This window comes from Cupriavidus sp. 10L43_2, assembly GCF_056395265.1.
In genome coordinates, this window is sequence record NZ_JBFTJE010000011.1 from 32,523 (window position 1) to 45,929 (window position 13,407).

General features: G+C 67.9%; 11 protein-coding genes. 8 read left to right on the top strand and 3 right to left on the bottom strand.

What is annotated here, in order from left to right:
* Positions 1-43 precede the first annotated feature (43 nt).
* The 5 genes from AC1DEL_RS16570 (at position 44) to AC1DEL_RS16590 (ending at position 7,036) form a co-directional block, all read left to right on the top strand.
* Positions 44-1,117 carry a porin gene (locus AC1DEL_RS16570; protein ID WP_441592933.1) on the top strand — a complete coding sequence of 358 codons (1,074 nt, stop codon included), beginning with the start codon at positions 44-46 and terminating at the stop codon, positions 1,115-1,117.
* Between the two features lie 100 nt (positions 1,118-1,217).
* Positions 1,218-3,371 carry an acetate--CoA ligase family protein gene (locus AC1DEL_RS16575; protein ID WP_477113422.1) on the top strand — a complete coding sequence of 718 codons (2,154 nt, stop codon included), beginning with the start codon at positions 1,218-1,220 and terminating at the stop codon, positions 3,369-3,371.
* Between the two features lie 24 nt (positions 3,372-3,395).
* Positions 3,396-4,715 carry a DUF1254 domain-containing protein gene (locus tag AC1DEL_RS16580; protein WP_477126014.1) on the top strand — a complete coding sequence of 440 codons (1,320 nt, stop codon included), beginning with the start codon at positions 3,396-3,398 and terminating at the stop codon, positions 4,713-4,715.
* A gap of 30 nt (positions 4,716-4,745) precedes the next feature.
* Positions 4,746-6,062, top strand: coding sequence for a DUF1254 domain-containing protein (locus AC1DEL_RS16585; RefSeq protein ID WP_092297349.1), 1,317 nt, complete (start codon positions 4,746-4,748; stop codon positions 6,060-6,062).
* A complete protein-coding gene (locus tag AC1DEL_RS16590; RefSeq protein WP_092297346.1) occupies positions 6,059-7,036 on the top strand; it encodes a Bug family tripartite tricarboxylate transporter substrate binding protein in 978 nt (325 codons plus the stop codon). Before AC1DEL_RS16585 ends, AC1DEL_RS16590 begins: the two co-directional genes overlap by 4 nt.
* A gap of 14 nt (positions 7,037-7,050) precedes the next feature.
* On the opposite strand, the gene yddG is transcribed toward AC1DEL_RS16590, so the two are convergent.
* A complete protein-coding gene (gene yddG / locus AC1DEL_RS16595) occupies positions 7,051-7,956 on the bottom strand; it encodes an aromatic amino acid DMT transporter YddG (RefSeq protein ID WP_477105670.1) in 906 nt (301 codons plus the stop codon).
* A gap of 176 nt (positions 7,957-8,132) precedes the next feature.
* Here yddG and AC1DEL_RS16600 point away from each other — a divergent pair, with 176 nt between their 5' ends.
* The 3 genes from AC1DEL_RS16600 (at position 8,133) to AC1DEL_RS16610 (ending at position 11,337) form a co-directional block, all read left to right on the top strand.
* On the top strand, positions 8,133-9,104 hold the full coding sequence (locus tag AC1DEL_RS16600; protein WP_441592929.1) for a Bug family tripartite tricarboxylate transporter substrate binding protein: 972 nt from the start codon (positions 8,133-8,135) through the stop codon (positions 9,102-9,104).
* Between the two features lie 258 nt (positions 9,105-9,362).
* Positions 9,363-9,824 (top strand): tripartite tricarboxylate transporter TctB family protein, encoded by a 462-nt coding sequence (locus AC1DEL_RS16605; protein ID WP_092297337.1) that lies wholly within the window; start codon positions 9,363-9,365, stop codon positions 9,822-9,824.
* Positions 9,825-9,834: 10 nt separating this feature from the next.
* Positions 9,835-11,337, top strand: coding sequence for a tripartite tricarboxylate transporter permease (locus AC1DEL_RS16610; RefSeq protein ID WP_477159129.1), 1,503 nt, complete (start codon positions 9,835-9,837; stop codon positions 11,335-11,337).
* Positions 11,338-11,377: 40 nt separating this feature from the next.
* Here the strand turns inward: AC1DEL_RS16610 and AC1DEL_RS16615 are convergent, their stop codons facing one another.
* A complete protein-coding gene (locus AC1DEL_RS16615) occupies positions 11,378-12,280 on the bottom strand; it encodes a ketopantoate reductase family protein (RefSeq protein ID WP_441592927.1) in 903 nt (300 codons plus the stop codon).
* 73 nt (positions 12,281-12,353) lie between these two features.
* The gene (locus AC1DEL_RS16620) at positions 12,354-13,124 is read right to left on the bottom strand and encodes an alpha/beta fold hydrolase (protein ID WP_092297328.1); all 771 of its coding nucleotides are present in this window, start codon (positions 13,122-13,124) and stop codon (positions 12,354-12,356) included.
* Positions 13,125-13,407: the final 283 nt, after the last annotated feature.

The window sequence follows — 13,407 nt, forward strand, 5'->3', positions numbered from 1 at the left end:
AACGTCAAAGCACAACATCCAAAACAAAGAACGGGAGACAGCAATGAGAGAGAAGTCGAGCCGCTGGCGAAGCGTGCAACGTGCCATCGGCATGGGGCTGGCCGTGGGATGCGGCAGCGCATCTGCGGTGACCGTGCAGTTGTTCGGTGTGGTCGATGCGTCGATCGAGTACGCCAAGGGGTCGGAGAGCGTGGTGCGCATGCGCGAGGGCCAGCAGGCCGCGTCGCGCTGGGGCCTGCGCGGCATCGAGGATCTGGGCGGCGGCACCAAGGCCAACTTCCTGGTCGAATCGGGCTTCAATATCGACACCGGCGTCGAGTTCTTCGGCAATGGCCGCCTGTTCGGCCGCCAGTCGTGGATGGGCCTGTCCAACGAGACATGGGGCGAGTTCCGCCTCGGCCGCCAGTACACGCCATCGTTCTACGCGCTGCTGCGGCTGGACCCGTTCCTGCTCAACGGCATGGTGTCGCCGTTCAACCTGCTCAGCGCCACGGCGTCGCAGGGCACGGGCCAGGTGGCCTACGGCGCGCGCTTCGACAATGCCGTGCAGTACTTCTCGCCCACCTGGGGCGGGTTCTCGTTCGGCGCCGCGGTGGCGCCGGGGGAAGTGCCCGGGGCGCCGCGCTCCGGGACGAACTTCGGCATGAACGTGGCCTATGAGGCCGGCAACGCCTACGCGTTTTACAGCTATCAGGGGATGTACACCGGCGCGGCCACGCCGCAGGTGGAGACGGCGCTGACGTCCAACCACTTCGTCGGCGGCTCCTACCGCTTCAAGCCGGTGGAAGTCGGCGTGCTGTTCAGCACCGCCAACAGCCGCCTGCCCAATACCCGCGTGGCACGCCACTATGGCGTCACGTTCAACTGGAACGTCACCGCGAGCGACACCTTCAAGGCCGCCGCGCTCAAGCGGCAGGTGCTCGGCGGCGGCGAGCGGCCATGGTCGATGACCATCGGCTGGGACCACGACCTGAGCAAGCGCACCACCGCCTACCTGCGCGCGGTCTACGTCCACAACAGCCCGGGCGGCAGCGTCTCCAACAACAGCATCGCGATCGATCCGGGCAGCGGCGATGACGCGCGCTCGATCAGCGTGGGCCTGCGGCACCGCTTCTGACGCCAGCGGCAGGCACGTCGGCGGGCCGGTATCGGAACGCCGGCGATCGGTCTATATTTCTGCAAAAGCGGTGCCCCACGCCGCGCCATACGGAGACAACATGCTGGATCTGGAACCCTTGCTGCGTCCACGCTCGATTGCGGTCATCGGCGCCTCCACACAACCCGAGAAGGTGGGCGGCATGCCCATCCGCCTGCTCGGCGAACTCGGCTATGCCGGCCGCGTCTATCCGGTGAATCCCGGCGCGGACACGGTGCAGGGGCTGCGCGCCTATCCCACCATCGACGCCATCGGCGAGCCGGTGGACCTCGCCATCGTGGCCGTGCCCGCCGCCAGCGCGGCGGACGTGATGACGCAGCTTGGCCGCGCCGGCACCCGCGCTGCCGTGGTGTTCACCTCCGGCTTCGCGGAAGTCGCCGGCGGCGCGGCGCTGCAAGAAACGCTGGCGGCGAACGCCCGGGCGCACGGCGTGCAACTGCTCGGCCCCAACTGCCTCGGGGCGATGAACCTGCGCGCGCGCATGTTCGCCACGTTCTCGCCCATCCCGCTGACCGGCGTGCCGCCCGTGGGCGAAGTCGGTCTGGTCAGCCAGAGCGGCGCGTTCGGCGCGTATGCGTTTGCGCTGGCGCGCGAGGCCGGGCTTGGCCTGAGCCACTGGGTCACCACCGGCAACGAAGCCGGCGTGCAGGTAGCCGATGTGATCGAATGGCTGGCGCACGACCCCGACACCCGGGTGATCCTGACCTATATGGAAGGCGCCCGCGACGGCGCACGGCTGCGCCGCGCGCTGGCAGCCGCGCGTGACGCCGGCAAGCCGGTGGTGATGACCAAGGTCGGCACCACAGCTGCCGGCGCCAGCGCCGCGCAATCTCACACCGCCAGTCTGGCGGGAGAGGATGCGGTCTATCAGGCCGTGTTCGACGAATACGGCGTGCACCGCGCGCCAACGCTGGAAGCGTTCTTCCGCCTCGGCTACACGCTGGCGCGTGGGCGCCGGCCTGCGCGCTGGCACGCGCGCGGCGGCTTGCCGGCCGATGCCGTGGCGCCGGTGGCCATCGTCACGGTCTCCGGTGGCGTCGGCATCATGATGGCGGACAGCGCCGAGTCGCTGGGGCTACCGCTGCCGCCCATGCCCGACGCAGCCGCCCACGCGTTGCGCACCGCGATTCCGTTCGCCAGTACCGCCAATCCGATCGACGTGACCGGACAGGTCGTGTCGCAGCCGAAGATCTTTCTCGATGCGCTGGCCGGCGTGGCGCGTTGCGGCGAGTACGGCAGCGTGGCGGCGTTCCTGGCCGGCGGCGCCAACGCGCCCCGCCTGTGGACCGAGTTGCAGCAGACCGTGGCGACGCTGGCCACGGAACCGGAGTCCGCCCCGCTGCTGGTATCGGGCGTGATGGACGACGAGAAGCGCGCCTGGCTCGAATCCCGTGGATGTTTGGTGTTCCGCGAACCGGCTCACACGATGGAAGCGGTGGCTGCGCTCGCAAAGGCGGCGGCAATGGAAGCGTTGGCTGGCGTCCCGGCTGAGGACAGCTCGAAGCCCGCTGCCATCGCCCCGCCCGATTTCCCCGATGACGCTACCGCGCTGTCAGAAGCCGAAGCGATGGCGTGGCTGGCCGAAGCCGGCGTACCGGTGGCCGCGCATGGCGTGGCGCACGACGCCGACGAAGCCGTGCGCATCGCGGAATCGCTCGGCTATCCGGTGGCCGTGAAGCTGTGCTCGCGCACCATCCTGCACAAGAGCGACATTGGCGGCGTGGTGCTCAACCTCAAGGACGCAGCCGCCGTGCGCGACGCCTTCGCGCGCGTGCAAGCCGCCGTGCTGCAGTCGCGCGATCCCGATGGCCAGCCCGCGCACTTCGAAGGCGCCATCATCGCCCGCATGGTGCGCGGCTGGGGCGAGATCATGGTCGGCGTGCGGCGCGATCCCGTGTTCGGCCTCGTCGCACTGGCCGGCATCGGCGGCACGGCCGTCGAGATTTTCCGGCAGATGGCGTTCGGACTCGCCCCGCTGAGCCGCGCCCGCGCGCGCGCCATGCTCGCACAGAGCCGGGCGGAGGCGCTCTGCACCGGGCATCGGGGCCACCCGCCCCTCGATCTCGACGCGGTGGCGGAGGTGCTCGTCAAGGTCTCCCGCGCCGCTGCCGCCCTCGGGGACCGGCTCGATACGCTGGAGATCAACCCATTCATCGTCGGCGCCGATGGCCTCTGCGCCGCCGACGCCGTCATCACGCTCCGCCAACCCGGCTGACTCCATTCCCCCTTGCCCAACGACATGAACCATCCCGCACCGCCCGTCTTCGCCGCGCCCGTCCATGCCAGCCCGCAGGAGGCCCTGGTCGCCGCCGCCGCGCTGCCGCTCGTGATCTACGGCTATCCGCTGATCGAAACGCTGCGCACCTGCCGCCTGCAAACTTCCGTCGATGCGCCCACGCGCTATGGCCGCGCGCCGATGAACACGCTCTCCGCCAGCGCGCGGCTGTGGACGCACGAAGACCGCGACATCGTGACGCCCGCCAATGACCTGCTCTACTTCTGCGGCTGGCTGAATCTGGCCGATGGTCCCGTCACGCTGCGCGTGCCGCCGCTCCCTGATGCCGACCGCTACTACGTCATCGAACTGCTCGACGCCCACACCAACAACTTCACGAACCTCGGGCCGCGCAACGTGCCGCTCACCGGTGCGGACGTGCAACTGCTCGGGCCCGGACAGCAGCCTTCGGGCGCGCACGCGCAGGTCGTACACGCGCCGACCTCGCTGGTCTGGCTGATCGGCCGCGCGCTGGTGCAGGGCCCCGACGACCTCCCGCGCGCCTATGCGTTCGAACAGGGCTTCGAGATCCTGCGCAGCGCGGGGCCGGCGCGCCCCGCAAGCGTTCAGCAATGGCAGGACAGCGGCGACGCGGCCATCGACTTCTTCCAGAACCTGTACCGCGCGATGGGCGATTTCCCGCCCGCGCCGGCCGAACAGGGACTGTTCACGCTGCTGCGCAAGGCGGGGCTGCGGCTCGGGGAGGATGTCGACTTCGCCTCGCTGCGGGCGTCGGTCGTCGCCGGCCTGCGCAGCGCCTACCAGCAGGGCCTGGCCATCATCGAGGCACACACGCGCAGCCAGGGCCACAAGGCCTGGGGCTACAGCGTGCGGCTCGGCACCTATGGCGACGACTGGCTGTTGCGCGCCTGCACGGCCATGAAGGGGCTGGGCGCGCTGCGCGCGGACGAAGCGGTCTATGCCATGGCAGACTTCGACGCCGATGGCGAGCGGCTCGATGGTCGCAACGCCTACGAGCTGCGCTTTGCGCCGGGCATGCTGCCGCCGGCCGATGCGTTCTGGTCGGTGTCCCTCTATGGCGAGGACCGTTTCTTCACTGCCAACGCCATCGGCCGCTATGCCGTGGGCGACCGCACGCCGGGCCTGCGCATGGAGGCCGATGGCACGCTGGTGATACCGGTGGGCCACGCGCGGCCCACGCAGGATGACAACTGGCTGCCGGCGCCGGCAGGCCCGTTCTACCTGATCCTGCGGCTCTATCATCCGGCTCAGGCATTCATGGAAGGCCAGTACACGATTCCCGCCGTGCGCCGCGCCGGCTGAGCAGTCCATCAGAACAAGACAGGAGACACCATGCCCCAAGAGGTAACCGGCACACCCGCGCTGGCGCGCGATGCCGTGATCTACACGCTGCCGCTGTACGAGATGGCGCGCATGCGTGCGGCCACGTGTCCGCGACGCAACCGCGCCGGCAAGTTCGCTGGCGACGGCCCCGAATCCACGCTGCGCTGGATCAACCACGTGATCCACACGCGCGAGCTGCTGGGCCCGCAGCACCGGCAAGTCGTCACGCCGAACAACGACACGCTCTACACCAACGCGTGGCTCGATCTCTCGCAGGGGCCCGTTGTGCTGCATGTGCCGGACTTCAACGGGCGCTACTACGTGCTTGGCCTGCTCGACTTCTACACGAACCCGTTCGGCTATATCGGCAGCCGCACCACGGGCACGGCGGCGGGACGCTTCCTGCTGCACGGGCCGTCGTGGCGTGGCGAGGTGCCGGCGGACATGCAGGCCGTGCCCTGCCCGACCGATGGCGTCTGGATGATCGGCCGCCTGTTGGTGGATGGCGATGCGGACCTGCCGGTGGTGCACGCGCTGCAGGACGCCATCCATCTGACCACGCTCGATGGCGCCGACGCCGCGCAGCCGTTCGATACCGGCATGCATCCGGCCGAGCAGCTCGGGGATCCGCAACGCTTCGCCGAAGTCGTCGCGCGGGCGCTGCGCGAGAATCCTCCCCCGGCTGCCGAGGCGGGGCTGGTGGCAAGCTTCGCCAGCGTCGGCCTCGGTCCGGATGTCGTGCCCAATGCCAGCCAGCGCGATGGGCTGGGCGCGGCGCTGCACAACGTGCTTGAGGCGCTGGCCGTGCCCCAGTCTTCGGACATGGGCGGCGGCTGGGCGATGTCGGTCGAAGTCCGCGACTCGTATGGCGACAACTTCGCACAGCGTGCGCACGTAGCGCGCAACTATATCGGCGCATTGGGCGTGCAGGAGGCGATGTACGTGATTGCGGACCGCAGCGGCGATGGCGAGCCGCTCGACGGCCGGCACGGATACCGGCTCGACTTCCCCGCCGACAATCCGCCGCAGGTCGGCGCCTTCTGGTCGCTGACGATGTACGACAAACAGGACTGCATGCTGGTGCCGAACGCGATCGGCCGCTATTCGCTCGGGGACCGTTCGGCATCGCTCCAGCGCGGTGCCGATGGGGGCCTCACGCTGTGGCTCTCCGCGCAGCCGCCGGCCGATCCGGCGCGGCACGGCAACTGGCTGCCGGCACCGCCGGGGCCGTTCTACGTGGCGCTGCGGCTCTACGTGCCGCAGGCCGCCCACCTCGACAAGACCTACCGGTATCCGGTCATCCAGCGCACGGGAGGTGCCGCGTGACGCCACGACAACTGACGCGCCGCCGCCTGCTCGGCGCCATGGCCCTGGCGGGCGTGGCGCCCGCTGCGTTCGGGGAGACCTACCCCGCCAAGCCGGTGCGGCTGATTTCGCCCTACGGGGCCGGCGGGTCCAACGACACCTCGGCGCGCGTGCTGGCCGAGGCGTTGAGCCGCAAGTATGGCCAGCAGGTGGTCGTGGAGAACAAGCCCGGCGCCGGCACGCGGCTGGCCAGCGAGACGGTGGCCCATGCCGCGCCTGACGGCTACACCCTGCTCTGGGCCGCCGCGCCGTTCGCGATCAACACGGGCGCGGGGCTGTCGCAGCGGTTCGACATCCACAAGGACTTCGTCGCCGTGGGGCCGCGTGTGCTCGGGCCGATCTTCCTGATCGTCAACGCCAGCTCGCCCGTCAAGACGGTGGCGGACTTCGTGAAACTGGCCCAGAAGAAGCCCGATGGCGTGACGTTCGCCTCGCCCGGCATCGGCTCCGGCCCGCACCTGACGGCGGAACTGTTCGCGCAGCAGGCCAGGTTCAAGGCGTTGAACGTGCACTATCGGGGCGACGCCACCGCCTACACGGAACTGCTGGCCGGCCGCGTCGATGCCACCCTCACCGCGATCACCACGGCACTGCCGTTCATCCAGGCCGGCAAGCTGCGCGTGATTGCCGTGGCGGCGGAGGCCCGCACGCCGGTCTATCGGGATGCGCCGACATTCGCCGAGCAGGGCGTGCCCGGCGTGGTGGGGCACGGCTGGTTCGGAATCGTCGCCCCGGCGCGCACGCCGGCGGCCATCGTCCAGCAGGTGAACCGGGATGCGACGCAGGCGCTGGGCGACCCGGAGGTCACCAAGCGGCTGCTGGCGCTCGGGCTGCAGCCGGCGCCCGGCACCAGCGCCGACTTTGCCGGATTCATCGACAGCGAAGTGGCCAAATGGGGCGCGCTGGTGAAGGCGCGGGGGATTGTGCTGGAGTAAGGGCGCTGTCGGGGCTACTTAGGCTGGTCCACGCGTCGCGTGGCCAGCCAGCAGAGGATGGACCCGCCACAGACCATCGACGCGCCCTTCCAGAACGCGAGGGACAGCGGCGTCTGCAACAGCACGGCAGCCAGCGCCGCCGAGAGCACCGGAATGAAGTACGAGGCGCCGGCCAGCACAGTCACGTTGCCATGCAGGATGCCGACGTTCCACGCCGCATAGCCGAAGCCCATCGCGCAGGCCGCCAGCGCCAGGTAGATCAGGCCGGCATAGCTGAACACCATCGTCTCCCCATGGGTGAACAGGTACTTGCCCCACAGGGCGAGCGCCGTGAGCATGAAGAACAGCGTGATGGCGTTCTTGCCTTGCGCGATGCGGCTGGTCACCGTGCAATAGCCGGCCCAGATCACGGCGCCGACGAACGCCAGGCCGTAGCTGAGCGGATTGTCCTGCACGTTGCGCGCCATCTCGCCCAGATCCCAGCCCTGCTCGCCGCCGAGCACCCATGCAATCCCCAGGATCGCCATCAGGAAGCCCGGTACGATCAGCCAGTTGGCGCGCTGCCGGTTGAAGACGATGGCGGCCAGCATCGTGAAGCTTGGCCAAAGGTAGTTGACCATGCCGACCTCGATGGCCTGCCTGCCGCTGTTGGCGTAGCCGATGGACAGCGACAGGCACAGTTCGTAGGACACGAACAGCAGGCTGCCCCAGATCAGGTAGGCGCGCGGCAGCGTCCGGATTTTGACGGCGCCGACGGACAGCCAGAGCAGGGCCGAGGCCACCGTGTAGATCAGCGCCGCCCCGCCGGTGGCGCCAAAGCTCTGACTGACGCCCCGGATCAGGCCAACGATCGAACTCCAGAGGAGGATCGCGAGCAGCCCGATCAGCGTGGCCTGCTTTCTGCTATGCGTGACTGCCATGTGTTCGGATACAACGATGTGGACGGTTGGAGCGGCATTCTAATCGTCCCGGGCAGTGGCTTCCCGAAATTGGGTCGACTGGTAGCGGGCACGGAGCGGGCACGGGAGCGTAGAATCTCGCCCGTAGACGCCACCGAGAGACGTCACGTCATTGCCCATCATTTGAGGAGATTCCGTTGAAGCCGTCGCGCACTACCCCGCACACTACCCTTCTCGCCTTGCTGCTCAGCATCGCCAGCACCGCCCACGCCGCCTACCCGGACCGTCCCATCAAGCTGATCGTGCCCTTCCCGCCCGGACAGGCCACCGACATCTTCGCGCGTGCCCTGGCCGAGAAGCTCGGCAAGCAGCTCGGCCAGTCCATCGTGGTGGAAAACCGCGCCGGCGCCGGCGGCAATATCGGCATGGAAGTGGCCGCGAAAGCCACGGCCGATGGCTACACGCTGGTCATGGGCGGCAGTGCGATGGCCATCAACCAGACGCTCTACAAGAAGATCAACTACGATCCGCGCCAGGATTTCGCGCCGATCTCCGGGGTGTTTTCGGTGCCGCTGGTCTTCCTGGCCACGCCGCAGTCGGGCTTCCAGTCCTTGCATGAACTGATCGCCAAGGCCAAGGCGGCCCCGGGCAAGTACAGCTATGCCAGCGCCGGCATCGGCGGCACGCAGCACCTGTCCGCCGAGATGCTCAAGGCGCAGACCGGCGTGTTCATCGTGCATATTCCCTACAAAGGCAGCGGCCCGGCGCAGGCGGATTTCCTGGGCAACCAGATCCCGCTGATGGTCGATTCCGTGACCGCCGCCATGCCGCTGATCCAGTCCGGCAAGGCCGTGCCGCTGGCCGTGACCACGGCGAAACGCGTGCCCCAGCTGCAGCAGGTGCCGACCGTGCGAGAAGAAGGCGTGCCGGGCTTCGAGGCGCTGGGCTGGGCGGTGATGATGGCGCCGGCAGCCACGCCGCCGGCCATCGTCAACCAGCTCAACACGGAGACGGTGAAAGCGCTGCAATCGCCAGAACTGCGCAAATTCATCACCGACCGCGGCTCCGAGCCGATGCCGATGACCCCGGCCGAGACCGGCAAGTTCGTGGACAGCGAGATCCGCAAGTGGTCGACGGTGGTGAAGCGGTCGGGGGCGACGGCGGACTGACAGACTTGGCCGCCCCATGCGGCCACCCCCCCAAAAGCCCGGCCAAAAGCCCGGCAGCCCATCAGGCTGCCGGGCTTTTTTCATTGTGGCGCCCCGGGCACCACCGCAGGAACCGGCCCCACGGATTTCTAGGGAATAACCCTTGTCTTCACCAAAATACATCACAACATGATGTATCTTTCGGAACTCCAAAAACAGAGTCGGTTGTGTCGGCGCGTTGCGCGTCGTCCGATCCGCGCGCCCCCAAGGAGACCTCGCATGCGCATACGCAGGCAGACAGACCTACTTTCCGGGCTGATGTTCGTCATCGTCGGACTCAGCTTTTCCTTCGTTGCCCGTGGCTACTCCATGGGCACAGCCGCCAAGATGGGGCCGGGCTACTTCCCGTTCTGGCTCGGCATCGTGCTGGCCTTGCTCGGCGCCGTGGTGGCGGCCGGGTCCATGTCCCGCGAAGGTGAAGCGGATCGCATGGCGCGCTGGGACATCAAGACGCTGCTGTGGATCCTGGGCTCCGTGGTCCTGTTCGGCCTGCTGCTGAAGCCGCTCGGCATGGTGCTGTCGGTGCTGGCGCTGGTGCTCGTCTCGTCGATGGCCAGCCATGAATTCACGTGGAAGGGTGCCGCGCTCAATGCCGTGGTGCTCGTGGTGATCAGTACCGTGGCATTCGTCTACGGCATCAACCTGCAGATGCCGGTGTGGCCGGCGTTCCTGACCAACTAGGAGCCATGGAATGGAGTTGCTCAGTCATCTCGCGCTCGGCTTTTCCACGGCGCTCTYGCTACAGAACGTGGCCTATGCCTTCCTGGGCTGCGTGCTGGGCACGCTGATCGGCGTGCTGCCGGGTCTGGGGCCGCTGGCGACCATCGCCATGCTGTTGCCCATCACGTACACGCTCCCCCCGGTGGCCGCGCTGATCATGCTGGCCGGCATCTACTACGGCGCGCAGTACGGCGGTTCCACCACGGCCATCCTGGTCAACCTGCCGGGCGAGTCGTCCGCCGTGGTGACCACGCTGGACGGCTACCAGATGGCGCGCCGCGGCCGTGCCGGCGTGGCGCTGGCCACCGCCGGGCTGGGTTCGTTCTTCGCGGGCAGCGTCGCCACGCTGATCCTGGCCGCGTTTGCCACGCCGCTCTCCGAGCTGGCGTTCAAGTTCGGGCCGGCGGAGTACTTCTCGCTGATGGTGCTCGGTTTGATCGGTGCGGTGGTATTGGCATCGGGCTCGCTCGTCAAGGCAGTGGCCATGATCGTCCTTGGCCTGCTGCTCGGCCTCGTGGGCACCGACGTGAACTCCGGCGCCGCGCGGTTTTCGTTCGATGTGCCCGAGCTGACCGATGGCATCAGCATCACCGCGCTGGCGATGGGACTGTTCGGCTTTGCCGAGATTATCGCCAACCTGGAGCAGAAGGAACACCGCGAGACCTTCACGGACCGCGTCACCGGACTCTTCCCGAGCAGGGAGGATTTCCGGCGCATGATCCCGGCGGTGTTGCGCGGCACCCTGCTGGGCTCGGCGCTGGGCATCCTGCCGGGCGGCGGTGCTTCGCTGGCCTCGTTTGCGGCGTACTCGCTGGAGAAGAAGACATCGAAGTACGCCCATGAGTTCGGCAAGGGCGCGATCGAAGGCGTGGCGGGTCCGGAATCGGCTAACAACGCTGCGGCGCAGACGTCCTTCATCCCGCTGCTGACGCTGGGTATTCCGCCCAACGCCGTGATGGCGCTGATGGTGGGCGCGATGACGATCCACAACATCCAGCCCGGCCCGCAGGTGATGACCAGCAACCCGGCGCTGTTCTGGGGCCTGATTGCTTCCATGTGGATCGGCAACCTGATGCTGGTGGTGCTGAACCTGCCGCTGATCGGCGTCTGGGTCAAGCTCCTGACGGTGCCGTATCGCTTCCTTTATCCGGCCATCCTCGTGTTCTGCAGCATCGGCGTGTACTCGGTCAACAACACGGTGTTCGATGTCTTCGCCGCAGCGGCTTGCGGCCTCATCGGCTATGTGTTCCATAAGCTGAAGTGCGAGCCGGCGCCGCTGCTGCTCGGCTTTGTGCTCGGGCCGATGATGGAGGAGAATTTCCGGCGCACCTTGCTGCTGTCGCGCGGCGACTACACGGTGTTCACGACGCGTCCGTTGTCGCTCGGGCTGTTGATAGCGGCCGCGGCGCTGGTGGCAGTCGTGGCGCTGCCCGCGATCAAGGCCAAGCGCGAGGAGGCATTCCAGGAGGAGTAAACGCGAACGCGGACAGGCCGTCAGGCGCTGTCCGCGTTTGTCACTTCTGGGGGTGCTGGCTTTCCAGCAGTTCCACCAATGCCACGATGATCTGGTTGACCGGTGTCGGCACGCCCCGCGCGTTGCCGCGCCGGACGATGGCGCCGTTCAGGGCCGCGATCTCGCTGGCGCGGCCCCGGGCGAAGTCCTGCGCCATCGACGAGTACTGGCCAAGAGGGATGGTGCGGCGAATCCGTTCAAGCTGGCCATCCGCATCGAGGTCGATGTCGACGCCTTCGGCGTGCGCTACCGCAAGACACTCCGCGATGAGGTTGCGCATCGCTTCCTCGGCGGACGCCACGCCGCGAATCTCGCCGTAGGGCAGGTTGACGATCGCGGACAGCGCGTTGTAGGCGCAGTTCAGGATCAGCTTCTCCCAGAGTGCGCGCGCCACATTGGCCGAGACCACTGTGGGCACGCCGGCGTCGTGGAACAGGCGCGCCACCAGCTCGCTGCCCTGCTCCTGCCCGATCACCAGGTCACCCCGGCCGTGATGCCGGAGGTGCCCATCGCCGGCCATCTCGCTGGCGACGTAGACGGCGGCGGGTATCACTGGGCGTGCCAGCACCTGCTCCAACTGCCCTGCGTTGTCGATGCCATTCTGCAGGGACACGACCAGCGCTTCGCGCTTCAAGTGGCTGCGGATCTCGTCGGCAACCTGCTCGGTGTCGACGGATTTCACGCAGACCAGCACGATATCGGCGTCCTCCACGGACGCCGCGTTGGCGCTTGCCGCGATGGTCACCTGTTCATCGAACAGCCTGGATTCGAATCGCAGGCCACGCGCCCGGATGGCATCGACATGCCGCGGCCTGCCAATCAGCACCACATCCTGACCGGCCCGCGCCAGCATCCCGCCATAGAAGCAGCCCACCGCACCTGCGCCAATCACCGCGATTTTCATGTGTCGTTCCTCGCATGGTTTGGGAATGCCTGCGCAGCGGACTGCCCTGCCGCCTGCCTTACTGCAACCTGTCTTACTGCTTCTGCACCGTCTGCACGGCGTCGAGAATGACCTTCGCCACATCGGCCGGCCGGGACTGCTGCGGCACGTGGCTGGTCGGCAGCGTCGTCACCTTCGCGCCGATCTTCTTGGCCATTTCACGTTCGAGCGCGGGCGGGATCATCCGGTCGTTCTGGCTGACGATGTACCAGGAGGGCCGCGTGGTCCATGCGGCGACGGTGGTCTTCTCGCCAAACGCCTTCGCCTGGATCGGGCCCTGCGTGGCGGCCATGACGCGCGCCTGGGCGGCCGGCACGTCCTGCGCGAAATCGCTGGCCAGCGCCTCGGGCGGCAGCGAGAGGTAGCCCTCCGCATCGGCGACGATCTTGCCGATACCCGGCGCGGGCGGGTGAGCCTTGCCCGCTTCCTCCGTGGACTGGCCCGCATCCGGTGCGAAGGCGGCCACGTAGACGAGCGCGGACACCTTGTCGACGGCGCCCGCCTCGGTAATCACCGTACCGCCCCACGAATGGCCGACCAGCACGACTTTGCCGGGTTGGTTGTTGATGGCGCGGCGCGTGGCCGCCACGTCGTCCGCCAGCGAGTTGAGCCCGTTCTGCACGGCCTGCACCCTGACACCCTTGGCCTGCAGCAGCGGAATGACCTTGGCCCAGTCGGAGCCATCGGCAAACGCGCCGTGCACGATCACGACCGAGGTGGGGGCCTTCTCTGCTGCGTAGGCGGCCGAACCGGCCGAGAAAGCGAGGGCCGCGACGGCCAGCGATGCAAGCGTGCGAGTCAACATGTCGATCCTTTCAATGGGTGATGGGACACAGGCGGCGGCGTTGCGTGGCTGCCGTCTGCCATGCATGCATTGAATCGCGCCCATGTATCGCCCCCGTGTGATGAATGCGTGGATGGGTATGCGGATGTATCGGCGGACAGCCCGGATACATGCCGATACAAAGGCTCGGCTCCCCGCATCCGCAGTGCCCGATCCACAGCGAGCCGGATGCTACCGGAATCCGCCGCGCGATGCGCTGAAGCGCCTTTTGCAGCAGGCGCCTCCGCGAAAGGTGCCTGATTCG

Excerpts from the sequence above, each read along its gene's own strand:
- AC1DEL_RS16580 (WP_477126014.1), top strand. The coding sequence starts at position 3,396 with ATGAACCATCCCGCACCGCCCGTCTTCGCCGCGCCCGTCCATGCCAGC.
- AC1DEL_RS16570 (WP_441592933.1), top strand. The coding sequence starts at position 44 with ATGAGAGAGAAGTCGAGCCGCTGGCGAAGCGTGCAACGTGCCATCGGC.
- AC1DEL_RS16605 (WP_092297337.1), top strand. The coding sequence starts at position 9,363 with ATGCGCATACGCAGGCAGACAGACCTACTTTCCGGGCTGATGTTCGTC.
- AC1DEL_RS16585 (WP_092297349.1), top strand. The coding sequence starts at position 4,746 with ATGCCCCAAGAGGTAACCGGCACACCCGCGCTGGCGCGCGATGCCGTG.
- AC1DEL_RS16615 (WP_441592927.1), bottom strand. The coding sequence starts at position 12,280 with ATGAAAATCGCGGTGATTGGCGCAGGTGCGGTGGGCTGCTTCTATGGC.
- AC1DEL_RS16575 (WP_477113422.1), top strand. The coding sequence starts at position 1,218 with ATGCTGGATCTGGAACCCTTGCTGCGTCCACGCTCGATTGCGGTCATC.
- yddG (WP_477105670.1), bottom strand. The coding sequence starts at position 7,956 with ATGGCAGTCACGCATAGCAGAAAGCAGGCCACGCTGATCGGGCTGCTC.
- AC1DEL_RS16620 (WP_092297328.1), bottom strand. The coding sequence starts at position 13,124 with ATGTTGACTCGCACGCTTGCATCGCTGGCCGTCGCGGCCCTCGCTTTC.